The 24,471-nt window shown below is 64.0% G+C and carries 21 protein-coding genes, 1 tRNA gene and 1 pseudogene; 19 read left to right on the top strand and 4 right to left on the bottom strand.

The window, feature by feature from the left end; all coding sequences use genetic code 11:
• Nucleotides 1-158 precede the first annotated feature (158 nt).
• From cas8c to cas2, 5 genes and pseudogenes are all read left to right on the top strand, one after another.
• Nucleotides 159-1,969 (top strand): annotated as a pseudogene (gene cas8c / locus ABD906_RS03975) (type I-C CRISPR-associated protein Cas8c/Csd1).
• A 2-nt stretch (nt 1,970-1,971) separates the two neighbouring features.
• Nucleotides 1,972-2,853, top strand: coding sequence for a type I-C CRISPR-associated protein Cas7/Csd2 (cas7c, locus tag ABD906_RS03970; RefSeq protein WP_345098334.1), 882 nt, complete (start codon nt 1,972-1,974; stop codon nt 2,851-2,853).
• A gap of 43 nt (nt 2,854-2,896) precedes the next feature.
• Nucleotides 2,897-3,547: a CRISPR-associated protein Cas4 gene (gene cas4, locus ABD906_RS03965; RefSeq protein ID WP_345098333.1), complete on the top strand. Its 651-nt coding sequence runs from the start codon at nt 2,897-2,899 to the stop codon at nt 3,545-3,547.
• On the top strand, nt 3,544-4,578 hold the full coding sequence (cas1c, locus tag ABD906_RS03960) for a type I-C CRISPR-associated endonuclease Cas1c (protein WP_345098332.1): 1,035 nt from the start codon (nt 3,544-3,546) through the stop codon (nt 4,576-4,578). Before cas4 ends, cas1c begins: the two co-directional genes overlap by 4 nt.
• Before the next feature lie 3 nt (nt 4,579-4,581).
• Nucleotides 4,582-4,848 (top strand): CRISPR-associated endonuclease Cas2, encoded by a 267-nt coding sequence (gene cas2 / locus ABD906_RS03955; protein ID WP_345098331.1) that lies wholly within the window; start codon nt 4,582-4,584, stop codon nt 4,846-4,848.
• Nucleotides 4,849-5,251: 403 nt separating this feature from the next.
• Here cas2 and ABD906_RS03950 read toward each other — a convergent pair whose 3' ends face one another.
• Both ABD906_RS03950 and ABD906_RS03945 read right to left on the bottom strand, forming a co-directional pair.
• Nucleotides 5,252-6,175: a DUF6538 domain-containing protein gene (locus ABD906_RS03950; RefSeq protein ID WP_345098330.1), complete on the bottom strand. Its 924-nt coding sequence runs from the start codon at nt 6,173-6,175 to the stop codon at nt 5,252-5,254.
• A 140-nt stretch (nt 6,176-6,315) separates the two neighbouring features.
• A tRNA-Gln gene (locus ABD906_RS03945) sits at nt 6,316-6,389 on the bottom strand.
• A 1,088-nt stretch (nt 6,390-7,477) separates the two neighbouring features.
• On the opposite strand from ABD906_RS03945, the gene ABD906_RS03940 reads away from it, so the two are divergent.
• The 4 genes from ABD906_RS03940 to ABD906_RS03925 all read left to right on the top strand — a co-directional run bounded on the left by ABD906_RS03940 (nt 7,478) and on the right by ABD906_RS03925 (nt 12,116).
• On the top strand, nt 7,478-8,746 hold the full coding sequence (locus ABD906_RS03940; protein ID WP_345098329.1) for a Ppx/GppA phosphatase family protein: 1,269 nt from the start codon (nt 7,478-7,480) through the stop codon (nt 8,744-8,746).
• Nucleotides 8,743-9,480 (top strand): RlmE family RNA methyltransferase, encoded by a 738-nt coding sequence (locus tag ABD906_RS03935; RefSeq protein ID WP_345098328.1) that lies wholly within the window; start codon nt 8,743-8,745, stop codon nt 9,478-9,480. The genes ABD906_RS03940 and ABD906_RS03935 overlap by 4 nt, the downstream gene beginning before the upstream one ends.
• A gap of 188 nt (nt 9,481-9,668) precedes the next feature.
• Complete coding sequence (gene guaB, locus ABD906_RS03930) at nt 9,669-11,168, top strand: IMP dehydrogenase (RefSeq protein WP_345098326.1); 1,500 nt, start codon at nt 9,669-9,671, stop codon at nt 11,166-11,168.
• A gap of 171 nt (nt 11,169-11,339) precedes the next feature.
• A complete protein-coding gene (locus tag ABD906_RS03925) occupies nt 11,340-12,116 on the top strand; it encodes a tyrosine-protein phosphatase (RefSeq protein ID WP_345098325.1) in 777 nt (258 codons plus the stop codon).
• A gap of 49 nt (nt 12,117-12,165) precedes the next feature.
• Here ABD906_RS03925 and ABD906_RS03920 read toward each other — a convergent pair whose 3' ends face one another.
• Entirely contained in the window at nt 12,166-13,092 is a 927-nt protein-coding gene (locus tag ABD906_RS03920; protein ID WP_345098338.1) for a hydrogen peroxide-inducible genes activator, read from the bottom strand.
• A gap of 131 nt (nt 13,093-13,223) precedes the next feature.
• Between ABD906_RS03920 and katA the strand changes: the two genes are divergently transcribed.
• The 4 genes from katA to ABD906_RS03900 all read left to right on the top strand — a co-directional run bounded on the left by katA (nt 13,224) and on the right by ABD906_RS03900 (nt 19,485).
• A complete protein-coding gene (katA, locus tag ABD906_RS03915) occupies nt 13,224-14,708 on the top strand; it encodes a catalase KatA (RefSeq protein ID WP_345098324.1) in 1,485 nt (494 codons plus the stop codon).
• Between the two features lie 187 nt (nt 14,709-14,895).
• Complete coding sequence (locus tag ABD906_RS03910; RefSeq protein ID WP_345098323.1) at nt 14,896-16,185, top strand: RsmB/NOP family class I SAM-dependent RNA methyltransferase; 1,290 nt, start codon at nt 14,896-14,898, stop codon at nt 16,183-16,185.
• A gap of 119 nt (nt 16,186-16,304) precedes the next feature.
• A complete protein-coding gene (gene guaA, locus ABD906_RS03905) occupies nt 16,305-17,867 on the top strand; it encodes a glutamine-hydrolyzing GMP synthase (RefSeq protein ID WP_345098322.1) in 1,563 nt (520 codons plus the stop codon).
• A 418-nt stretch (nt 17,868-18,285) separates the two neighbouring features.
• Nucleotides 18,286-19,485 carry a tyrosine-type recombinase/integrase gene (locus ABD906_RS03900; protein WP_345098320.1) on the top strand — a complete coding sequence of 400 codons (1,200 nt, stop codon included), beginning with the start codon at nt 18,286-18,288 and terminating at the stop codon, nt 19,483-19,485.
• Between the two features lie 12 nt (nt 19,486-19,497).
• Here the strand turns inward: ABD906_RS03900 and ABD906_RS03895 are convergent, their stop codons facing one another.
• Nucleotides 19,498-20,508 (bottom strand): LuxR family transcriptional regulator, encoded by a 1,011-nt coding sequence (locus ABD906_RS03895; RefSeq protein WP_345098337.1) that lies wholly within the window; start codon nt 20,506-20,508, stop codon nt 19,498-19,500.
• A gap of 90 nt (nt 20,509-20,598) precedes the next feature.
• Here ABD906_RS03895 and ABD906_RS03890 point away from each other — a divergent pair, with 90 nt between their 5' ends.
• From ABD906_RS03890 to ABD906_RS03865, 6 genes are all read left to right on the top strand, one after another.
• On the top strand, nt 20,599-20,820 hold the full coding sequence (locus ABD906_RS03890) for a helix-turn-helix transcriptional regulator (RefSeq protein ID WP_059939464.1): 222 nt from the start codon (nt 20,599-20,601) through the stop codon (nt 20,818-20,820).
• A gap of 2 nt (nt 20,821-20,822) precedes the next feature.
• A complete protein-coding gene (locus ABD906_RS03885; RefSeq protein WP_059939467.1) occupies nt 20,823-21,695 on the top strand; it encodes a helicase RepA family protein in 873 nt (290 codons plus the stop codon).
• On the top strand, nt 21,682-22,575 hold the full coding sequence (gene repC / locus ABD906_RS03880) for a replication protein C, IncQ-type (protein ID WP_345098319.1): 894 nt from the start codon (nt 21,682-21,684) through the stop codon (nt 22,573-22,575). Before ABD906_RS03885 ends, repC begins: the two co-directional genes overlap by 14 nt.
• Before the next feature lie 639 nt (nt 22,576-23,214).
• Entirely contained in the window at nt 23,215-23,583 is a 369-nt protein-coding gene (locus tag ABD906_RS03875; RefSeq protein ID WP_345098318.1) for a plasmid mobilization protein, read from the top strand.
• A gap of 112 nt (nt 23,584-23,695) precedes the next feature.
• Entirely contained in the window at nt 23,696-23,950 is a 255-nt protein-coding gene (locus ABD906_RS03870; protein ID WP_162123419.1) for a FitA-like ribbon-helix-helix domain-containing protein, read from the top strand.
• The gene (locus ABD906_RS03865; RefSeq protein WP_072756440.1) at nt 23,947-24,366 is read left to right on the top strand and encodes a type II toxin-antitoxin system VapC family toxin; all 420 of its coding nucleotides are present in this window, start codon (nt 23,947-23,949) and stop codon (nt 24,364-24,366) included. Before ABD906_RS03870 ends, ABD906_RS03865 begins: the two co-directional genes overlap by 4 nt.
• Nucleotides 24,367-24,471 lie beyond the last annotated feature (105 nt).

The following is a 24,471-nucleotide window of genomic DNA, read 5'->3' as shown; positions in this document are numbered from 1 at the left end:
CGTGACGATCTCGTCGGGCTTGTGTCGCTTGTTTGCCATTGTGGTCCTCCTTCAGGGTCAAAACCATACTTCAAGGTGGACCCGTTCAATGGGGGTGGATCACTTCTCTCACCCGCGCCTACACGCGGCTGAAGGACGTGCCACCGTTTGGATATTCGATGGAAAACATCGGCCTGGTCGTCGGCCTTAACGAGGACGGCACAGTGGCGAGTGTCTCGCCACTTTTCGAGGGGGAGGGGCGCAAGCGCAAGCCGCGCAAGATGCTTGTGCCGCAGCCCGCCAAGAAATCCTCCAACATCTCATCCAATTTCCTTTGGGAAAAGACGTCCTATGCGCTGGTGTGACCGCTGGCAAGGGAAAGCGCACGGACCGCGAGCACGCGGCTTTCCGGGAGCGCCATGAGCGGGAACTCGCCGGCGCGGACGATCCCGGCCTGCGGGCGCTTCTTTTATTTCTGCAGAAATGGACGCCGGACCAGTTCGCACCGCCCCTGTGGCAGGATGATTACAGGGACCAGAACGTGGTCTTTGCGCTGGAAAGCGAACGTCTCGATCAGGTTTATCTTCACGACAGGCCAGCATCCAAAGCCCTGTGGGCGAAAATCAACGCCCCGAAGGACGACAATCCCCAAATCTGTCTGGTGACTGGCGAACGTGGGCCTGTTGCGCGTCTGCATCCTTCGATCAAGGGTGTCTGGGGCGCCCAGTCGTCAGGCGCCTCCATCGTCTCCTTCAACCTCGACGCCTTCACGTCCTACGGCCACGAGAAGGGGAACAACGCGCCGGTCTCGGAATACGCGGCCTTTGCCTACACCACGGCGCTCAACCGCATGCTGTCGGATCGCGATCACCGCATTCAGATTGGCGATGCCTCGACGGTCTTCTGGGCGGATGCCGAGGATGCGGAAGCGGCCCTGCTGGCGGAGGCTACGCTTGCATCAATGCTGGGGCTGAACCCCGACCTGTCCAAATTGGAGGAGGATGCGCGGAAAGAAATTGGCATTCTCCTTGAGAAACTGTGCCGGGGCAGTATCGACATTGCTGCCGACTTGGCCCTTGAAGCCGGAGATCTTGCCAAGAGAATCGATCAAGGCGTGCGCATTCATGTGCTTGGCCTTGCGCCGAACGCGGCCCGCCTTTCCATCCGCTTTTACTACGAAAGCGATTTCAAGGACCTGGCCCGCAACTACCGCGACTATGTGAACGACATTCGCTTGGACATGGGCGCCGACGATCGCCCGGTTTCAATCAACCGGCTGGTGTTGCGGACAGCCCCGGCGAGAAGGGACCGCAACAACCGGATCCGCTACGACACCGAGCAGGTGTCACCGCTGCTTTCCGGCGAACTGTTCCGCTCGATCCTGACTGGCGATCGTTTCCCGCGTGCTCTTCTGGCGCAAACCCTTATGCGGATCCGGTCTGATCATCATCTGGACAGGATCCGCGTTGCGCTGATCAAGGCGGTTATCGTGCGCGACATGCGCAAGGAAGGCCGCCTGCCAAAGGAGGACTATCTCGTGCGTTCCGACCCTGATGATCCAAATCCCGCCCGCCGTTTGGGCAAGCTGTTCGCAATTATTGAACGGGCGCAGCGCGCTGCCCTCGGCGACGACATCAACACGAATGTAAGAGACAAGTATCTGGCCTCTGCTGCGGCGACACCTGCGCAGGTCATGTCGAAGCTCATCATGTATGCCGAGCAGCACCACATAAAGCGTCTTCGCAACGGCCATTCCGACGCCAAGTGGATCAAGGATAGCGAGCACGCCAAGCGCGTGGGCCGAGGGATCGGAGCCGATCTGGGAAGACTGGCCGCCTCGTTCCAGGAGGGTTTCCCTGCCCAGCATTCCGACGAGGAGCAGGGCCTGTTTCTGATCGGTTACTACCAGGAACGCTACGGCAAGCGTGTTCCGGATGACGAGGGCGATGTGCCGGATGACGAGGAAATTGCGGATGAGGGGGACGAATAACCATGGTCGCGATCAAGAACCGCTATGATTTTGTCTATCTGTTTGATGTCCGGAACGGCAATCCGAATGGCGATCCCGACAACGGCAACATGCCGCGCATCGAGCCGCAGACACAAAAGGGACTGGTGACCGACGTCGCCCTGAAGCGGAAGGTTCGCAACTACGTGGATCTGATGAAGGGCGGTCAGCCGCCCTATGCGATCTACATGCGGGAAAGGGCGATCCTGAATAACCTCCACCGGGAGGCCTACAAGGCGCTCGGCCTGCAGCCGGACACCAAGGGAAAGAAGCTGCCGAAGGAAGAAGCGCAGGCCCGCGCCATCACGCGCTGGATGTGCGACAACTTCTTTGACATCCGCGCGTTCGGTGCTGTCATGACGACCGAGGTGAATGCCGGTCAGGTCCGCGGCCCGATTCAGATGACCTTCGCAGAGTCGATCGATCCGATCGTTCCGCAGGAAATATCCATCACGCGGTCCTCGGTGACCAATGAGCGCGACATGGAGAAGGAGCGCACCATGGGGCGCAAGCACATTCTTCCCTACGCGCTCTATCGCAGCCATGGCTTCATTTCCGCCAGCCTCGCGGGCGATGAAACCAAGGACACGGGTTTTTCTGAGGAGGACCTCGCGCTCTTTTTCGAGGCCCTGCGCAGCATGTTTGACCATGACCGCTCGGCCGCCCGCGGCCAGATGAGCGCCTGCAAGCTGATCGTCTTCAAGCACGGCAATCATCTGGGTAATGCTCGCGCCCAGGATCTGTTCGATCGCGTGAAGGTGGAAAAGAAGGAGGGCGTTGTCTATCCGCGCTCCTTCTCCGACTACATCGTCCAGATTGACCGCGACGGGCTTCCTGATGGGGTGGAGGTCGATGAACTCCTCTAGTGGCGGCCGCTCCGCCTTCCCGCTTCTCGTCTGAGGAATACCGATGGAGCGCGAGGATTTCATCCCCATCTCCGCGCTCCAGCATGCGGTCTACTGCCTGCGGCAGGCAGCGCTGATACACCTCGAGCAGGCGTGGGAGGACAACCGCTTCACCGCGGAAGGGCATGTAATGCACGCCGTGGCCGACAAGGGCGGCGGACGCTGGGCGCGGGGCCTGCGCCGGGTGATGGCCCTGCCAGTCGCCTCGGCGCGGCTTCGCCTGACGGGCATCATCGACGTGGTCGAGTTCCATCCGCAGGCGGATGGGCCTGAGGTCCCCTATCCCATCGAGTACAAGCGCGGCAGGCCCAAGCTTCACCGCGCCGACGAGGTGCAGCTCTGCGCGCAGGCGATCTGCCTGGAGGAGATGACCGGCGTGCCGGTTCCGAGGGGCGCGCTGTTCTATGGCGAGACCAAACGGCGCCTCGAGGTTCCCTTCGATGCCGGGCTGCGCACGCTCACGGAAGAGACGGCGCAGGCCTTCGTCGAGGTGATGGCATCGGGCAGGACGCCGCCGCCCACGGTTCTCAGGCAGCGCTGCCGGGCCTGCTCGCTGAAGGAGATCTGCCGGCCGGACGCCGTGGCACGGCCCGCAAGGGCCTGGCGCAGCCGCATGGTCGCGCAGCTTCTGGGGGAGGGCACGGCGGAGCCATGAAGAAGCTCCTCAACACGGTGTATATCACCACCGAGAACGCCTCCCTGCGCAAGGATGGCGAGAACCTCGTAGTTGAGGTGGAGGGTACGGAGCGCGGCCGCGTGCCCTTCCACATGCTGGCCTCGATCGTCGCTTTTGGTCCGGTGCTGCTGTCGCCGGCGCTGGTGGGCGCTTGCGCGGCAAGGGGCATCGCCGTCGCGCTGCTCGACCGCAACGGCCGTTTCCAGGCGCGGGTGGAGGGACCGGTGAGCGGCAATGTTCTGCTACGGCGGGCCCAGTACCGCATTGCCGACCGGCCGGATGAGATCGTGCGCTCGCTGGTCCTTGGCAAGGTTTCCAACCAGCGGTCCGTGCTCATGCGCGCGCTGCGTGACCATGACGGGGAAATGGACACTGCCGCACGCGATGCTCTTGCTGCCGCGACCGAGCGGCTTGCCCACATCATGCGCCGGGTGGAGCTGTCGGACGAGGACACGGACCGGCTGCGCGGCTCCGAGGGCGAGGCGGCCAACATATATTTCTCCGTGTTCGGTCACCTGATCCGCTCGCCCGACCCTGAGATGCGCTGGACCGGGCGTTCGCGACGGCCGCCGCTCGATCCCGTAAACGCGCTTCTTTCCTTCCTCTACACCCTGCTCGTGCACGACTGCCGCAGCGCCTGCGAAAGCGTGGGGCTGGACCCGGCGGTGGGCTTTCTCCATCGCGACCGGCCCGGACGGCCGAGCCTCGCGCTCGACCTGATGGAGGAGCTCAGGCCGGTGCTTGCCGACCGGCTGGCGCTGTCGCTCATCAACCGCCGCCAGCTGCGGGCCGGCGACTTCGAGCGGCAGGACAGTGGTGCTGTCTTTCTCACGGAAGAGGCGCGCAAGACCGTGCTTTCCGCCTGGCAGGAGCGCAAGCGCGAGCAGCGCCGCCATCCCTTCCTGGAGGAAAATGCGCCACTCGGGCTCGTGCCTTATCTTCAGGCGCAGCTTCTTGCGCGGCATCTGCGCGGCGATCTCGATGCCTATCCGCCCTGGTTCTGGAAGTGATCCATGCTGGTGCTGGTGACCAAGGGGGCCGCACGGCTGCGCCGCGTGGCGAAGGCCTGCCGCGACTTCGGCCAGCGTGTGCAGTATTCGGTCTTCGAGATCGAAGTGGATCCTGCCCAATGGACGAAGCTGAAGGCGCGGCTGGAGCAGATCATCGACCGTGAGACAGACAGCCTGCGCTATTACTATCTGGGCGCCAACTGGCGCGGAAAGATAGAGCACGTGGGAGCAAAGCCGGCCACCGATCTCGATGGCCCCTTGATCTTCTGAGGCAGCGCCAAGGGGTTCCGCCGTTCCTGTGCGAACCCCATGCGTGCCCGAAAGGGCCGGGAGATTCGCGCTTGGCCCAGCTCTTTGAAATCGTGAAGGAAATGTGCGATAGGATTTGTCGCCTGCGGCGACAAGGGCCCCTTTGAGACCTCTACTCGCGCTGCAGGCCCGATTTCCGCAATTGGTTCAAGCCATTGCGGCGCTAGCGTCACTTCCCGCGCGGAAGTGCGGGTAGAAACATTTATAAAATTATCTACTACGCGCGCGCGCGAGAGTCACTTCCCGCGCGGAAGTGCGGGTAGAAACATGTGCTCCGTTATCTGGATGCACTCAATACCGGGTCACTTCCCGCGCGGAAGTGCGGGTAGAAACTCCTTGAGCTCGCCCTCGATGTGCATCTCTGTCAGGGTCGTTCCCCACGCGGGAGTGCGGGTAGAAACGACCTCGATGCCCTAGGGCAGGACAAATCGCGCCGTCGCTCCCCACGCGGGAGCGCGGGTAGAAACTCGACGCAGAATGGCGAGTAGATCTGCGTACGGCGTCGCTCCCCACGCGGGAGCGCGGAAAGAATGCGCGGCCGAGCGGGTTCAGGCACCGGCATCGTTTCGACCGGCTGCGACGTTGGAGGTTCAGGACGTTTGATCAGGCTGGGCTTGCGCGGGTCGGCTGCGGAAGCGAGCCAAGCATCCGCACGGGCGCGATAGATCGTTTCCGCAGCAGCCTCCCGGTTAGCGACCGTGTCATCGAGGCCCACCTGAGCCATCCGGTGGAGGACATCGCGCATGAAGGACGTCCTGCCGGTTCCAGCCCGATCGGCAAGCATCTCCTTGCGCTCGCTCCGGAACATCTCGGCGATCCACGGGATGTCATCTTCGGTGGCTCCGGCGGCGAGCAGTTCGGCGTACACCTCACTGCCCGGATCGAAATCGAGGTCTTCCCAAGGGCCGTAGCGCTCCAGCACGCGGTAGGTCAGACCGGCCTGGCGGTCAGCCTGGCGATGTACCGGATCGCGCAAGCTCCGATTGCGCCTCGCCATGCGATCAAGGTTCTCGATCTCCTCGCGCATCGCCTCGATTTCGAGGGCGAAGATCCTGGCCAGCTGTTCCTTCGTTGCCATCCGCGCCTTGGGGACAAGTTCCAACTGCAAGAGCAGCGCGTTCAGGCGACGCGCCACCACAGACGCCTTCTTACGGTCAGACAGGCGAAGACTCAATGAGAGGCGAGCGTTCCTGCCCGCAGCATTGAAGCCTGCCGGAATGCGGGCCCGCCAGTAGAAGACCGGTCCGCGCAAGACGAGGTTCTCGACCTGGTGCCGTCGCAGTGCCATCCGCTCTTGTTCCCTCCAGCCCGGAGGCGATTGGGCATCACCTGTGGGCATCAGTTTTGGGCATCAGTTGCAGATGACGCGGCGGAGCCAAATCGGAAGCACGGAAAAGGTCAGCAATTTCAAGGAGATCGGAAGAGAAATGGCTGGGGAACCTGGATTCGAACCAGGACTAACGGAGTCAGAGTCCGCTGGTCTACCGTTAACCTATTCCCCAACAACATTTAGGGACGGTGCCGTGTCAGACGTTCCGACCAGACACCCTCAGCAGCAGCGCCGCCGGTTGATCCATCAGCAAATCAACGTGGCGCTTATGTAACGATGCGGCGGCTTTAGTCAACCCTCTCATCGCATCAAAATGACAAAATTAACATCGCGCGGCATCCGGGCGCGGATGATGTGCGGAAAAGGCTCTGAAAATCAAATGGTTGAGAGGGGTCGCCGCGGTGGTTGCTCGCATCGAGCCCGAGCTGCATTCACATTGGGGCGTTTGTTCGAAAGTATCGGGATGGTCCGGGACAGGAAGCATCGCTCTTGCGGCAGAATCAATTCCCGAGCGGCAGGCTTGCCTGATGAAGCGGTGTTTTGATGGTGCGGAAGCCTACGGCCGGATCCGGCGGTACGCTGGCGCTCTCGTTCAGGGTTGGGGCAGGAGAGCACCGGATAAGGGGAGGCAGAGGAGCGCGATGAGGGGCGTGGATCGGGAAGGCAGTGAGCCGATCTGATGATTTGCGGACACTCGTCTGGGTCTCTGTGAGGATGGGAGGCGTACCCCGATGCGGCGAGGGCGTGACGCAGGACTGGTGCAGGTGCACGGAACGGCTTGCGGCGAGGCGTTCCGGCGTCGGGTTCAGCGAACGGACCTGACGCAGGTCGCGCGGGCAGCATGGGAAGCCGCGCGGGCGCGCGATGGGCGCGGTGGTCGGGTTTGAAAGAAAGATGATGGTAGGGATTGAAAGAAACCGACCGGGCGTGGGCAGTCCGCGCAAGCGGGCTGGCGCGCCGACGGCCGCGGGCCATTAGAAGAGGCAACGCATCACATGATCAGCTTCCCAGCCCTCCGTGGTTAACTTCGTTCTTCAACGCGGTTAACTTTGTGGCCCGGTGCAGGAGCAAATGCGTTCGGGCCTCTTGGTCATTTCCTCAGAGACTGCTAATCTGAATTCAACGTGAGATAAGACGCCGCCCGCCGCGAGGCGGTTGCCCGGCGTGAAAGGATCAGCGGTGGACCACGAGCAACGTGACACACCGCCGGTCGCGAGTAAGGCTCGCGACAACTCCCCCGCCAGGGGTGGACGGACGCAGATGGCAGTCCGGCCAAAAGCGGCTCTCCCCGATTCGGGTGCGGAGCCGGTAAAACGCACGCGAAAGCGCCGGAGAAAGCGCAGCCGCAAACGCGTCTTTATGCGGGGTGGTGAGTCGTGTGTCCAGAAGGCGGCACCGGCGGACCAACTGAAGCCCAGGACCGGAGCGCCGCCAGCGGCGGCCGGGGGTGAAACTCCATCCGGCAAGGCAAGAGGCGATCGGCAGAACCTGGTCCGGTATTCTCTCAACCGGCCGGACGAACGCCTCTATGCCGCCCTCGACCTCGGAACCAACAACTGCCGGCTTCTGATCGCGGCGCCCACGCGGCCAGGCCGGTTCCGCGTGGTGGATGCGTTTTCGCGAATCGTGCGGCTGGGCGAGGGGCTTTCCTCCAGCGGAAAGCTGGGAGAGGCGGCCATGGAGCGTGCGCTGGCGGCGCTTGCCATCTGCGCGCAGAAGCTCGAGGGCAAGCGGTTCTCCGGCATGCAGCTCATCGCCACGGAGGCGTGCCGGGCGGCCTCCAACGGCGCGCAGTTTCTCGAGCGCGTTCGAAAGGAGACCGGCCTCAGGCTTACCATCATCGACCGCGAGACCGAGGCGCGGCTGGCGGTCGCCGGATGCAGCTCGCTGGTCGGGCGCGATACGGACGGCCTGGTGCTGTTCGATATCGGCGGGGGCTCGTCGGAGATCGCTCTGGTGGACCTCACCAAGAGGCGCAGCGGGCGGCTGTCGGACAATATCGTCGCCTGGACGTCGCTGCCGGTCGGTGTGGTTTCCATCGCCGAACGGTTCGGCGGAAGGGACGTCTCGCCGGAAAGCTTCGAGGCGATGGTAGAGGCGGTAAGCGAGCTGTTGCGCAATTTCGAGGGCGCTGACCGGCTCAAGCATGTGGCTTCCAGCGAGCGGTTCCATCTGCTCGGAACGTCGGGAACGGTGACGACGCTCGCCGGCGTGCATCTCGGGCTCAGGCGCTATGACCGGCGGCGGGTGGACGGGCTCTGGCTCGACCGGCAGCACGTCGACAGCATGATCCGGCGCATTCTCAGCTGGAACTTCGACCAGCGCAAAGCCAATCCCTGCATCGGCGAGGAGCGGGCCGACCTGGTGCTGGCGGGATGCGCGATCCTCGAGGCGATCCGCCGGCAGTGGCCGTCGGAGCGGCTCAGGGTCGCCGACAGGGGGCTGCGCGAGGGCATGCTCAGCGAGATGATGGCGCGCGACGGCGTGTGGCGCCGCAAGAGGTTCCATGCAGCAGCGAGAATAGCATGAAGGATGCGAAGGCAGGAGCGGGGATCAGGCAGCTCAAGACCCGCGTCAAGAAAAAGGGCAAGATCAAGAGCTCGTCCCGGCGCTGGCTCGAACGGCACCTGAACGATCCCTACGTGCACCGGGCGAATGCCGAGGGCATGCGCTCGCGCGCGGCCTACAAGCTCATCGAGATCAACGACAAGTACAAGATCCTGCAGCCGGGCATGAAGGTGGTGGACCTGGGTGCCGCCCCTGGCGGCTGGTGCCAGGTAGCGGTGAACATCGTGAAGTCCAAGCCTGAGGCGCCAAGCGTGGTGGGCATCGATTACCTGCCGGTCGATCCGATCCCGGGGGCGACGATCCTGCAGGCGAATTTCCTGGACGACGACGCGCCGGACCGGCTGATCGAGGCGCTGGGAGGCGCTCCCGACGTGGTGCTGTCGGACATGGCCGCGCCCACGACCGGGCACCGGCGGACCGACCACCTGCGCACCATGCACCTGTGCGAGACGGCAGCGGATTTCGCGGTCTCGGTGCTGAAGCCGGGAGGTCACTTCCTCGCCAAGACCTTCCAGGGCGGAGCCGAGGGAGAGGTGCTCACCATGCTCAAGCAGCATTTCGCCTCGGTGCACCACGTGAAGCCTCCCGCCTCGCGGGCCGAGTCCGTGGAGCTCTACATCCTGGCGCGGAACTTCAAGGGCAGGAAGGCGGCGCCCGGCGGGGAGGAGGCGGCAGGCGAGGGGCCTGAGGCGTGACGGCAGCAGGGCTGCCGCCCCCAAATCCTGTGACATTTCAACGCCAGACACACATTTTCCTGTGTCGCAAGGGTTTCCAAGCGGCATGGAAAGTGGTACGAACCGGCGCCAATCCTGAAAGGGAAGTCAACCGCAGCAGGCCCCTGCAACAGCAAGGTGGCCGGCTTTTTCTATTCCGAGGACAGGCAATGGCGAAAATCATAGAGACTGCGACAGGATTTGAGGCACTCACCTTCGATGACGTGCTGCTACAGCCGGGCCACTCGGAAGTCATGCCGGGGCAGGTCAGTATCGCTACGACCATTGCCGGCATCGAGCTCAACCTTCCCATCCTGTCGGCAGCCATGGACACGGTCACCGAGTCGAAGCTGGCGATCGCCATGGCGCAGGCGGGCGGCATGGGTGTCATCCACCGCAATCTCACGCCGGCGGAGCAGGCCGAGGAAGTCCGCCAGGTCAAGAAGTTCGAGTCGGGCATGGTGGTCAACCCGCTGACGATAGGCCCGGACGCGACCCTGGCCGACGCGATGGCGCTGATGGCCGAGTACCGCATTTCGGGCATTCCGGTGGTCGAGAACGGCGGCAAGGGCGGCCATACCACCGGCAAGCTGGTAGGCATCCTCACCAACCGCGACGTGCGCTTCGCCTCCAACCCGAACCAGCCGATCCGCGAGCTGATGACCCACGAGAACCTGGTGACGGTGAAGGAAAACGTCAGCCAGGAGGAAGCCAAGCGCCTGCTGCACCAGCACCGGATAGAGAAGCTGCTGGTGGTCGATGACGCCGGCAACTGCGTGGGCCTGATCACCGTCAAGGACATCGAGAAGTCGCAGCTCAACCCGTTCGCAGCGAAGGACGAGCAGGGTCGCCTGCGCGTCGCCGCCGCGACCAGCGTCGGCGACGATGGTTTCGAGCGCGCCGAGCGTCTGATCGACGCCGGGGTAGACGTGCTGGTGATCGACACGGCACATGGACATTCGCAGCGAGTGCTAGACGCGGTGGCGCGCGCCAAGAAGATCGCCGGCAGCGTGAAGATCGTCGCCGGCAACGTGGCGACGCCCGAGGGCACGCAGGCGCTGATCGATGCGGGCGCGGATGCGGTCAAGGTCGGCATCGGGCCGGGCTCGATCTGCACCACGCGCATCGTGGCGGGCGTGGGCGTGCCGCAGCTCGCGGCCATCCTCGGCGCAGTGGAAGTCGCCCGCAAGCATGGCATTTCCGTCATCGCCGACGGCGGCATCAAGTACTCGGGCGATCTCGCCAAGGCGATCGCAGCCGGGGCCGACGCCGCCATGGTCGGCTCGCTGCTCGCCGGCACGGACGAGACGCCGGGCGAGGTGTTCCTGTATCAGGGCCGTTCCTACAAGGCCTATCGCGGCATGGGCTCGGTCGGGGCGATGGCGCGCGGCTCCGCCGACCGCTACTTCCAGGCCGAAGTGCGCGATACGCTGAAGCTGGTGCCGGAGGGCGTCGAGGGCCAGGTGCCGTACAAGGGGCCGGTCGCGGGCGTGCTGCATCAGCTGGCAGGCGGCCTCAAGGCGGCCATGGGCTACGTTGGCGCGCCGGACATCAAGACCTTCCAGGAAAAGGCGCGGTTCGTGCGCATCTCCGGCGCGGGCCTGCGCGAAAGCCACGCCCATGACGTCATCATCACCCGCGAGAGCCCGAACTATCCGGGCGCGCGCTGAGCCGCCCTGCCGAACGGGATGCACGAGTTTGCGAGGCCCCGGTACCGGGGCCTCGCCATTTCGTGAGGCAGGTTGCGTTGACCGGCATTGCCCGTGACGGCTAACCCGTAGACTGTTCTTCGCAAGAGGTTTGCGGGGGGGGGGGGGGGATCAACAGCACGGACAAAGTCCATGTGGACAGGGCAGATTTCCAATTTCCGCGACCTCGGGGGCAGGATCACGTCCGACGGCGCACTGGTCGTTCCGGGACGGCTCTTCCGTTCAGCCCAGCTTACCGGACTGCCCGAGGAGGCCGCAAAGGAGCTGGAAGATCTGGGCATCCATGCCGTTTACGACTTCCGGACCGCCCAGGAGAGGAGTCGCTTTCCGGACACTCCGATAAACGGAGCGAAGAATATCTGGCTGAACGTCCTGAGCGACGATATGGGGTCGCTGGCCGCATCCCTGCAGCCCGTGTTCGAGGATCCGCGCAGGGCCAGTCACGAGCTGTCGACAGACAGGATCCGGGACCTATACCTGGGTGTCTACAGGAACTTGGTCAGCCTCCCGAGCGCGCTCGCCGCCTACGGTGCATTCTTCCGATCCCTGCTGGCGCAGCCGGAAACTCCCCGGCTGTTCCACTGCGTGGCCGGCAAGGACAGGACCGGCTGGGCGGCTGAGGTGTTCCTGTCGCTGCTGGGAGTGAGCAGGGAGGAGATCCTGGAGGATTATCTCCTCAGCAACAACCAGTTGATTGCGGCCTACAAGCCCATGGTCGAAGCTTTCGCCACGGCCGGAGGCGATCCCGAGATCATGGAGAACCTGCTTCTCGTTTATCCCGAGTATCTCGACAGCGCATTTTCGGAACTCTCCCGGGAGTATGGGTCCGTGCCAGCCTATTTTGCCGATGGACTGGGGATCGGCGAGGCGGAGCAGGCGGCCCTTATTACGGCCTACACCCTGAGGTGAGGGCGCAGCAGCGCCTCATGGGGTGAGGCGTCCGCCCGAACGTTGCGCGTCAGGGCAAGGCGGAAGACAGGCTGGCAACCAGCGTCCGGTGCGCTTTCCGCACGCTTTCTGCAAGTGCTTCGAAGTCCTTGTGGCGGGGATTGGTCTTGCGCCAGGCCAGGCAAATGTCCCGGTAGGGTACCGGCTGGGCGAAGGGCAGGATGCTGATGCCGGGCAGCTGTTCTGCCGAGTTGCGCGCGATTTCCGGAATGAGCGTAACCCCCAGGCCGTGGGAGACCATCTGCAGCAGTGTGGCGAGACTTGTGGCGCCGAAGCTCTGCATCGCGACGGGTTGGACCTTGCTGCAGATCGCCAGCGCCTGCGCGCGCATGCAATGACCTTCCTCCAGCAACATCAGGCGCTCGAGGCTCATGGACTCATGGGCGACCGGCGGGGCAATCCGGGCCACTTCCTCACGGGAAACAGCGAGCAGAAAAGGATCGCGGAACAGGGCGAGCTGGTCCACATCCGATCGCTCCAGGGGCTCGGCTGCAATGATCGCATCGAGATGGCCGTTGCGCAGCTCCTCCAGAAGCGTGTCGGTGATGGCCTCACGCAATTCCAGCTGCAGCCCCGGATGGGATTCCTTCAGACGGGGCAGAAGGTGCGGCAGGAGGTAGGGGGCGACGGTCGGAATGACGCCAAGGCCGAAGCGGCCCTGCAGGATGTCGCGTCCGCGCCTTGCCGCATGCTCCAGATCTTCCACTTCCGCGAGGATGCGCTGGATGCGGGGGCGCAACTCGATCGCTTCCGCCGTGAGCCTGATCGCGCCGCGGCCGCGCTCGAACAGCCGCACGCCGAGCTGGCCCTCCAATTCAGCGATCTGGGCCGACAGTGCGGGCTGGGTCACGCCTGCGAGCTGGGCTGCCCGCCCGAAATGGAGCACTTCCGCCAGATGTTCGAAATAGGCCAGCTGTCTCAGTGATACGCGCATAATAAGAAAACCTTATCAAGGAACACAGGATTTTCAATTGGCAATTATGGATCTGCGGTGGTTAGTTAGAACTGTTCCAAATTTCCGATGGTTCAGCAACGCGCGCCGCGCGTTCCAAGTGGTGAGGTTACAGCATGGTCGACAAGCCAACGATGACAACGACGGCTGGTGCTCCGATTCCGGACAACCAGAACAGTCTGACCGCGGGTGAGCGCGGCCCGGTCCTGCTGCAGGACTATCAGCTCATCGAAAAGCTCGCCCACCAGAACCGCGAGCGTATTCCGGAGCGCGTGGTGCATGCCAAGGGCTGGGGCGCCTACGGTACGCTCAAGATCACCGGCGACATTTCCAAGTACACCAAGGCGAAGGTTCTGCAGCCCGGCGCCGAGACGCCGCTGCTCATCCGCTTCTCGACGGTGGCCGGCGAGCTGGGAGCGGCCGATGCCGAGCGTGACGTGCGCGGCTTCGCCATCAAGTTCTACACGCCCGAGGGCAACTGGGACCTGGTCGGCAACAATACGCCGGTCTTCTTCGTGCGCGATCCGCTGAAGTTCCCGGACTTCATCCACACGCAGAAGCGCCATCCGCGCACCAACCTGCGCTCGGCCACCGCGATGTGGGATTTCTGGTCGCTGTCGCCGGAGAGCCTGCACCAGGTGACGATCCTGTTCTCCGACCGCGGCATCCCGGTCGCGCCGATGTTCATGAACGGCTACGGCTCTCACACCTATTCGTTCTGGAACGATGCGGGCGAGCGCTACTGGGTGAAGTTCCACTTCAAGACGCAGCAGGGCCACAAGTTCTATACGAACGAAGAGGCCGAGCAGGTCATCGGCAAGTCGCGTGAGAGTTACCAGGAGGCCCTGTTCCACGCGATCGAGCGCGGCGAGTATCCGAAATGGACCGTCCAGGTTCAGATCATGCCGGAGCTCGATGCGGAGAAGACCCCGTACAATCCGTTCGACCTGACTAAGGTTTGGCCGCACGCCGACTACCCGCCGATCACGATCGGCGAGATCGAGCTCAACCGAAACCCGGACAACTACTTCGCGGAGATCGAGCAGGCAGCCTTCTCGCCGTCGAACATCGTGCCGGGCATCGGCTTCTCCCCGGACAAGATGCTGCAGGCCCGCATCTTCTCCTACGCGGATGCACACCGCTACCGCCTCGGCACGCATTACGAGTCCATTCCGGTCAACCAGCCGCGCTGCCCTGTCCATCACTACCATCGGGATGGCCAGATGAACGTTTACGGCGGTATCAGGACCGGCAACCCGGACGCGTTCTACGAGCCCAATTCCTTCAACGGTCCGGTCGAGAATCCGGTCGCGAAGGAACCGCCGCTGCGCATCTCCGGCGATGCCGACCGCTACAACCACCGCATCGGCAACGACGACTACTCGCAGCCGCGCGCGCTGTTCCTGCTGTTCGACGATGGTCAGCGGGAGCGTCTGTTCAAGAACATCGCCGCGGCGATGAAGGGCGTTCCGGGCTTCATCATCGAGCGCCAGCTCGGCCACTTCAAGCTGGTTCATCCGGAGTACGAGGCGGGTGTCCGTCGCGCGCTCAAGGAAATGCACGGGTACGAGGCAACTGCCACGTCCGCCGCTGCCGAGTGATCCGGCCTGATATTTTCCCCTGGGGGCCAGGGGGCGGAGGGGTGCGGGTATCCGCACCCCTTTTCCATTTGAGGCGGCGTCTCCGTTTTTCTTTCGGATGAGGGTTGTCGCACGTCCGGACGGGTTGCCTAAACTCGCTTCAGCGCTTAGCTAGACACCGGATCGGGTCAACCGGAAAGGATACGCCATGCGCCTCGGGGGCAGGCTTGGAGCCGCCATTGAAGTTCTAGACGACATCGAGACACGCCATCGACCGGCCGCAGACGCCATGCGGGACTGGGGTCTGTCACATCGCTTTGCCGGTTCGGGTGATCGCGCGGCCGTTGGAAATCTCGTCTACGATGCGCTGAGACGGCGGCACGCCGCGGCCTGGCTGCTGGACGACGATTCGCCCCGGGCGCTCATACTGGGATCCTTCCTGCTCGAGAACGGACTGAATGTGGCCGCGCTGGAAGAGGCGCTGGCGGGGGATCCGTTCGCGCCCGCACAGCTTAGCGAGCGTGAGCGGGAAGCGCTGGCCGGCCGCAAGGACAGCCCCATGCCCGACACCGTGCGCGCCAACGTTCCGGAATGGTGCTTGCCGCTGCTGAAACAGGTCTTCGGCGAGGCATGGGTGGAGGAATGCGCGGCACTCTGTGACCGGCCGCCGCTCGACCTGCGCGCCAACACGCTGAAGGGAACACGGGACAGGGTGGTGAAGGCGCTGGCGCGGCATGGCGCCGAGCCTACGCGCATCGCGCCGCAAGGCGTGCGCATCCCGCCGATCGAAGGTTACGGACGACACCCAAGCCTGCAGGGGACCGAGGCCTTCCAACGGGGCTGGTTCGAGGTGCAGGACGAGGGATCGCAGATTGTCGCGGAACTCGCCGGCGCGGAGCCCGGCATGCAGGTGCTCGACTACTGCGCGGGCGCGGGCGGCAAGACGCTCGCCTGTTCGGCGCGCATGCAGAACCGCGGACAGATCTTCGCCTTTGACGCGGACCCGCAGAGGCTTATGCCGATCCACGAGCGCATCCGGCGCGCGGGTTGCCGCAACGTGCAGATCGTCTTCAGCCAGGAGCGGCTCGTCGGGATGGAGGGCCAGTTCGACCTGGTCCTGGTCGATGCGCCCTGCACGGGATCGGGAACCTGGCGCCGCCGGCCGGATGCCAAATGGCGGCTTTCTGCACAGCGGCTCGAGACGCGCGTGGCCGACCAGTCGGCCATCCTCGACGCCGTCTCGCCGCTCGTGAAGCCCGGCGGCGTGATCGCCTACATCACCTGTTCGATCTTCGAGGAGGAGAATGGCAGGCAGGTGGAGGCGTTCCTGCGGAGGAACCCCGCTTTCGAGCTTGCCGACCATGACGCCCTGTGGCGTGCGCGTTTCCCGCACGCGAGCGTGCCGGTGCGCATCAGCGCGAACGGCATCACGCTCACGCCAGCAACAACCGACACCGACGGATTCTTCTTCGCCATGCTCGGGAGGCGTGGACACTGATGCCGGAAAGCCCATATAGCACGAGAAAATCGCTCGAACCGGTGCAATCCGGTGCAGAAAACGCCGCAATGCTGGCTTATGGCGTTGCACTTGCGGCCCACCTCCATTAAAGCCTCGCCATGAGCATCTCACACCATCCAGAAACCGTTCTCATCGTCGACTTCGGAAGCCAGGTCACCCAGCTGATCGCGCGGCGCGTCCGCGAGGCGGGCGTCTATTCCGAGATCGCACCGTTCCAATCCGCTGAAGAGGCGTTCCGGCGCCTCCAGCCCAAGGCCATCATCCTGTCGGGCAGCCCGGCTTCGACTGTTGAAACGGGGAGCCCCCGGGCACCGAAGGTTCTCTTCGAGTCCGGCCTGCCGATCCTCGGCATCTGCTACGGCCAGCAGCTGCTGTGCGCGCAGCTTGGCGGCAAGGTCGAATCCAGCGACCATCGCGAGTTCGGCCGCGCGTTCCTGGATATCGAGGACTCTTGCGCCCTGTTCGAGGGGCTTTGGGCTCCGGGTACGCGGCATCAGGTGTGGATGAGCCATGGCGACCGCGTCACGGCACTGCCGGAAGGCTTCCGCGTGGTGGGTACTTCGGCCGGCGCTCCCTTCGCGGCGATAGCCGACGACAGGCGCAAGTATTACGGCGTGCAGTTCCACCCCGAGGTTGTGCACACTCCGGACGGAGCCAAGCTCATCGCTAATTTCGTGCTCAAGATCGCCGGCCTCAAGGGCAACTGGACCATGGCCGCCTACCGCGAGCAGGCGGTGGAGGCGATCCGCAGGCAGGTGGGTTCCGGCCGCGTGATCTGCGCGCTTTCGGGCGGGGTGGATTCGTCCGTCGCCGCGCTGCTCACGCACGAGGCGGTCGGCGAGCAGCTCACCTGCATCCTGGTCGACCACGGGCTGATGCGGAAGGACGAGGCGGCTTCGGTCGTCAACATGTTCCGCGAGCACTACAACCTGCCGCTCATCCTGGTGGATGCTTCGGAGCGGTTCCTGCAGGCGCTGGACGGCGTCACGGATCCCGAGGTCAAGCGCAAGACGATCGGCCGCCTGTTCATCGAGGTGTTCGAGGAGGAGGCGAAGAAGCTCGGCGGCGCCGACTTCCTGGTGCAGGGCACGCTCTATCCGGATGTGATCGAGAGCGTTTCCTTCACGGGCGGACCTTCGGTTACGATCAAGTCGCACCACAATGTGGGCGGCCTGCCCGAGCGCATGAACATGAAGCTCGTGGAGCCGCTTCGCGAGCTCTTCAAGGACGAGGTGCGCGAGCTCGGTCGCGAGCTTGGCCTGCCGGAGCACTTCATCGGACGGCATCCGTTCCCCGGTCCTGGGCTCGCCATCCGCTGCCCCGGCGTGGTGACGCGCGAGAAGCTCGACATCCTGCGCCAGGCGGACGCGATCTACCTCGAGGAGATCCGCAAGGCCGGCCTCTATGACGCGATCTGGCAAGCTTTCGCGGTGCTGCTGCCGGTGCAGACGGTGGGCGTGATGGGCGATGGTCGCACCTACGAGTATGTCTGCGCGCTGCGCGCGGTGACATCCGTCGACGGCATGACTGCGGACTTCTACCACTACGACATGGACTTCCTTGGCCGCACCGCCACTCGCATCATAAACGAGGTGCGCGGCATCAACCGCGTCGTCTACGACATCACCTCCAAGCCCCCGGGGACGATCGAGTGGGAGTGATTCCGCGTCCGGCAGCGGCCGGCAGGATCAGGCACCAGACACACCTAAGCCCGCGTCACTGCGGGCTTTTTTGTGCTTTCAACCTGGCACGGACTGGCAACCTGGGGTATGGCCAAGCACGAATTTTTCATGGCATAGTCGATGGCACGAAACCGGCCCTGTGCCATGCCTTGCCGCCGATGCCATGCGCCTCGTTCCCAGGTGGCCATGGTATTGGAATCGTGTAAGTGGTTGCTGTAAAACGATTTTTTGTCGTTCCACATGGGGTCTTCCAGGCATGGTATTGATGGCCGGTGAAGCGTGTGCGTCACGATGGCTGTGCCATGGGTGCGTCCCCGTAAGCTGTTGACTTGTAAGGGGTTCTCTTTGGTTCAAGCAGGGCGCACGACGCATGGTGTTGCAAGGGAGCGTGTGTGTCATGTTGACCGATACCAAGCTGCGGAACCTCAAGCCGACGGGCAAGCTGTACAAGGTGGCGGACAGGGACGGCCTGTATGTGGCCGTCACCCCCTCAGGGACCATTTCGTTCCGCTACAACTACGCCCTCAACGGGCGCCAGGAGACCATCACCTTCGGCCGGTACGGGCCGGGCGGGATCACGTTGGCCGAGGCCCGGGAACGCCTGGCCGAAGCCAAGAAGATGATCGCGGCGGGGAAGTCTCCGGCCCGGGAAAAAGCCAGGGAGAAGGCCCGGGTGCGCGACGCCGAGACGTTTGGTGCCTGGGCGGAAAAGTGGCTTCGAAGCTACCCGATGGCCGATTCCACCCGCGACATGCGGCGCTCGGTCTATGAGCGCGACCTGAAGGTCAAGTTCGGCAACCTCAAGCTGACCGAGATCACCCACGAAGACCTGCGGGCCCTGACCGACGCCATCGTCGAGCGGGGCGCGCCGGCCACCGCCGTCCATGCGCGCGAGATCGTGTACCAGGTCTTTCGGTGGGCCATCGAGCGTGGGCAGAAGGTCGAGAATCCCGCCGAGCTGGTCCGCCCGGCCAGCATCGCGAAGTTCGCGCCGCGCGACCGCGCCCTGACGCCGGAAGAGATCGGCCTCATGTACCAGTACCTGGAGCGGGTCGGCACGTCGCCGTCGATCCGCGCCGCCGTGAAGCTGCTCCTGCTGACGATGGTGCGCAAGAGCGAGCTGACCAACGCCAGGTGGAGCGAGATCAACTTCAGCGAGGCCTTGTGGACCATCCCGAAGGAAAGGATGAAGCGGCGCAACCCGCACCTGGTGTTCCTGTCGCGGCAGGCGATGGACCTGCTGGTCGCACTGAAAACCTTTGCCGGTGGTTCGGAATACGTCCTGCCGTCACGCTATGACCCCAGTGCGCCCATGAGCAGCGCCACGCTCAACCAGGTGATGAAGCTGACCTATCAACTGGCGCAGAAGGACGGCAAGCCGCTGGGCAAGTTCGGGCCGCACGACCTGCGCCGCACGGCCAGCACCCTGCTGCACGAAGCCGGGTACAACAGCGACTGGATCGAAAAGTGCCTCGCCCACGAACAGCGCGGCGTCAGGGCCATCTACAACAAGGCCGAGTACCGGGAACAGCGGCGGCAGATGTTGCAGGACTGGGCGGACATGATCGACCAGTGGACGAAGGCACCAAAGCCGTAACCGTGGCGGCGCTCAACGCGGCGCTGCGGGTTTTCGCGCCGCGCCTGACAGCAGGAACTCGGTGCTGTATTCGGGAAGGCTGGGTAGCTGCCAGAACACGCTGGGGATACTGGCGCTGGCCTTGGAGACGGCTTGCCGCTGAATGCCAAGGACGCTGGCGGCATCGGATTGGCTCATGCCGTACCGCAGCAGCATGACGATTTGCTTCTTGCGGTCGGTCAGCCGGGCGTCTGTCATCCGCCTGGCGTGATCGCGCAGTTCGGACGTATCGCCATACCGGAGGCGGTGCTTGAGCACGTAGTGGTGAAGGTAGCAGTCGACCAGCCAGTCGCCTGACCCGGCGCACGGTTCGCGCCAGTTACCTGCCTGGCGGGTGAGACGCTCCAGCTCCGCGTCGAACTGAGCGGCCGAACGCCTGGCCCTTTGGTGCTCAGGATTCCACCCACCATCCGGCAACTTTGGACGGTGCCGTGAACAGTACAGGCTGCTGAATTGCAGCGTCTCGTCAGGGTCACTTTCCAGGCGGCCGTTGGCGTAGGCCGCCAGTTCCGTTGGGGAGCCGCAGTAGCGGCAGAAGTCCTGGATGCGATCCCTGTCCACCTGCTTTCCATTCGCACGCGAGGTAAGCGGTGGCTTGCGCGCGCACGCTCGCGTGAGTGCGAGAAGGGTTTCCAGTGTGGCCACGAACCGTCGGCCCTGGTCAGTCTTTACGCCGTGGCTCGAAACGAACTGGCGAAGCAACTGGCGCTGAAGGCGTGCAGCGTCGTTCAGGCCAACCAGCCGGCAAATGTCGCTGAACGAGAGGCCTGAGCCTGCACCGGGCAGAAAGTGGAGCAGATCGGGCGGCAGCGTGGCTGCATAGGCTGCTACGGCCGGATCGATGACCTGCTGGATGAGCCGGTCGATGCGCTTGCTGCGCGACGCCATCGAGTACGGCCGCCACTCCTCCTGCAACTTGCGGACTGCAGCACCAATGCCTGGATCACAGTTCTCCCAGACAGGGATGACGGGAAAGTGCGGCATGTCAACCAATTCGACAAATCTTTGACTGTATCGATTTTGCACTGCCGGGCACCATCACGCAACGCTTCGCATTGACTTGGAGGTTGCTGCATGGAGCCAAGGCAGAAAGTGTTGATCAACCGGAAGAAGCTCCACTCGATGATCCCACTCAGTGAGCGGACCATCTTCAACATGGAGCAGCGGGGGGAGTTCCCCAGGCGCATCGCGTTGACCCGACGCAACGTTGCGTGGGATCTGGCTGAGGTCGAAGCCTGGATCGAGGCGAGGAAAGCGTCCTGCCAGCAGGCGGACCGTCCTGGAGGCGGGCAGTGACGATGACGGTCAACGTGCAGGCCGCGTTCGAAAACGATCCGCCTGCGCTCGACTTCGTCTGGCCCGGCTTTCTCGCCGGTACGGTCGGGGCGCTGGTGGCTCCCGGTGGCGCGGGCAAGAGCTTCTGGGCGCTGGAGGCGGCAATGGCTGTTGCAGGCGGGGATGCTCCCGGCAGTGATCTGCTCGGGCTTGAGCCGTCACGCGCCGGGCAGGTGGTCTACTTTGCCGGCGAGGATCCGGCCCCGATCCTTGATTGCCGCATCCATGCCATTGGCAGACATCTGAGCGACACAGCGCGCTCGGCCATTGCGGGCCGGATGACCGTCGAGCCGGTCGCAGGCAGCTCCATGAGTGTCACGGACAGGCACACGCTGCACCAGTTGGTGGAGAGGTGCTCGGGGGCGCGCCTCGTTGTGCTGGATACGTTGAGCCGCATGCATCGTCTTGACGAAAACAGCAACGGGGACATGGCGGCGGTGGTGGCCTGTCTGGAGCGCCTTGCACTGGAAACGGGAGCGTCCGTCTTGTTCCTGCACCACGTCAGCAAGGGCAGCGCACGAGAGGGGGCTACCGATCACCAGGGAGCCGCGCGAGGTGCGTCGGCGCTTGTCGACAATGCCCGGTGGTGCGGGTTCATTGCACCCATGACTTCGGAGGAGGCCGCACGCCTTGGGGAAGAACCCAAGGGTGTGCCACCTATCGGCGAGGCGCGCCGCAGGCATTTCGTCCGCTTTGGGGTCTCCAAGCAGAACTACGGAAGCGCGCCGCCGGACCGCTGGTATTCGCGGGACGGCCATGGCGTGCTCCTGCCGGCAGCGTTGTCGGCTTCGGAGCTGACCGGCCGCAGAAAGGGGGCGCATCGTGCACAAGCTTGAGCTGACGCACGCGCGCCACGACCCAATCCATTGCCTGGCACCGGGCCTGTTCCGGAGTCTCCAGAAGGGCGAGCGCAAGCGTGCCAAGCTGGATGTCGTCTATGACTTCGGCGACGGCAGGCGGGTGGAGTTCAGCGGTCCCGAACCGCTGGGAGCGGACGACCTGCGCATCTTGCAGGGCCTGGTGGCCATGGCGGGGCCGGCTGGGCTGGTGCTTTCACCCGAGCCGCAAACGGAGGCGGGCCGGCAGCTCCGGCTGTTCCTTGAGCCCAAATGGGATGCGATCCGGCAGGATGCGATGGTTGTCAGGGGAAGCTACCGGGCGCTGGCACGTGAAGTCGGCTACGCCAATGTGGATAACGCCAAGCCGATCCGTGACTGCATCGAGCGTCTCTGGAAGGTCTCGGTCATCGTGCAGGATGGGAAGCGGCGCCAAGGCTTCAGGCTTCTTTCGGAGTACGCCAGCGACGAGCACGACGGAAAACTCTACGTGGCGCTTAACCCCCTTCTGGCCCGTGCCGTGATGGGCGGTCAGCACGTGCGGATCAGCATGGGCGAGGTGCGGGCTCTGCGAACCGATGCTGCGCGCCTCATCCACCAGCGCCTGTGCGCCTGGATCGACCCAGGCAAGTCGGGCCGTGCGGACATCGACACTCTGTGCGGGTACGTTTGGCCCGACGCAGCGGTGAATGCCAACACGGTCAAGACCCGGCGTCAGACAGTCCGCCGCGCCCTGGCTGAGCTGGACGCGCTGGGCTGGAGAGTGGCGAGCTACACCAAGGACAAATGGGAAATCTCCAGGCCCCAAGCTTACCGAACCCCAGCTGGAGCGGCAAGCCTGCATGGGGCCCACTTTAACGCCACCCAATCCCCACTTTAACGCCACCCAATCCCCACTTTAACGCCACCCCGGTGATGTAAAAAAATTCAATAAATACAATGGTTTATGAGCGATCTGGAGATGCTTTCCAAGATTATCCAAGAGATAATCCACTAGGCGCGGCCCCTGGCCGCTGCGCGGCAGGGGCCTTGCCTTCCTTCAGGACACCAAAAGAAACAAGGGCCGGGAAGGGCACGTGTAATCTGTTAGCACCTCCCCCGAGGGGCGGCTCAACACCCGTGTCGCCGTTGACTGTCCGGCCCCTGGGTGGCGTGGCAGATGCATGTTTTGTCTGTGAATCGAGGGGCCGCTGGAATCTGCCGAACGGCCCCTTTCCTTTTGGTGCCCATCGCGACCGCGTGCAGGCCATGTTGCGCGAATATGTGCGATTCAATGCGACGAAGCGCGAACGTACGCGACGAAACGCGATGATGTGCGAAGACGTGCGATTGATCGTCGATTCGCGCGTTGATCGCGAAAGATCGCATAAGTTCGCAGTGAGTTTTGACGGCAAGATATGTGTTGTACCGGTACGCGCAAGCGCGCATCGGCCCAACACTGCCCCTTACTCGCCTGCGGCTCGACGGCATCGTGCTCTGCGAGGCGCACCGTCGCTGCCGCGACAAAGGACAGACGGTCATGACAGACGACACCAAGCATGGGGGAGGAACCCGACCACGAGGAAGCAGGATTGAGGTGTGGGTGACGCCGGATGAGCGGGCAGAAATTGCCGCCCGCGCCGAGCAGGCCGGCTTGTCCCTTTCGGCCTACATGCGGGCGGCAGGGCTGAACCACCCGGTCCCCTCTGTCCTTGACCTGAAGGCCGTGGCCGACCTGGGGCGGGTCAACGGCGACCTGGGGCGGGTTGCCGGGCTACTGAAGCTTTGGCTCGCCGAGAAGCGAGGGCAGGGCGCACGCCCGGTGGACGTGGAGGCGTTGATGCGTCGCTTCCAGGCTTTGCAGACAGAGCTGCACCAGATCATCGGGCGCGCAGTTCGGGGCGCTTGACAGGGAGGCCCCGGAGCCGACCGGCAGATAGCCGGGGCAGAGATGGTTTGAAGCAATGCTGTCGTTGTGATAAATTTGCTGTCATTGAAGGCATAGTGCGAGGTACTGCGTCATGGCTGTCCTGACGATCAGAAATGTGCCTGAAGACGTGCACCGGGCCTTGCGGGTGCGGGCGGCGCAGCATGGCCGCAGCACGGAGGCCGAGGTGCGCGAGATCCTGGCGGCGGCGGTCAAGCCCGAAAGCCGCGTGCGCATGGGCGATGCCCTGGCTGCCATCGGGCGGAAGATTGGCTTGACCGACGAAGACTTTGCCGATCTTGAGAGTGTCCGCGACAGGACGCCCGCCGAGCCGCCGAGGTTCGAATGATCGTCCTCGATACCAACGTCGTATCCGAGGCGATGAAGCCGGCGCCCAACGCAGTGGTCGTGGCGTGGCTGAATGACCAGGCGGCGGAGACTCTATACATCACCAGCGTCACGCTGGCTGAGCTGCTGTTCGGCATCCAGGCACTGCCGCAGGGCAGGCGCAGGGACCTGCTGGATGGCGCGCTCAACGCGCTGCTGGAGCTGTTCAGGGATCGCGTGCTGTCCTTCGACACGGAGGCAGCGCGGTGCTACGCAGAGCTGGCCGTGGCGGCCAGGAATGGAGGGCGTGGCTTCCCGACGCCGGATGGCTACATCGCCGCCATCGCTGCATCGCGGGGCTTCATCGTGGCGTCACGCGATACCGCGCCCTTCGAGGCGGCTGGGGTGGCGGTCATCAATCCGTGGGACGGATCGTAAGCCGAAATGCCTGCGACGCTGGATATCAGGCCAGGTCCTGCCAAGGGAACGAATGTGATTCACGCTGGATGCGTAAGCTTCCCCGATCCGCAGACACCCCATAAG

The organism is Chelativorans composti (assembly GCF_039541695.1).
In the GTDB taxonomy this organism is placed as follows: domain Bacteria; phylum Pseudomonadota; class Alphaproteobacteria; order Rhizobiales; family Rhizobiaceae; genus Chelativorans; species Chelativorans composti.
Note: the sequence above shows the minus strand (reverse complement) of the source record. Positions and strands in the feature narration are given on the sequence as shown.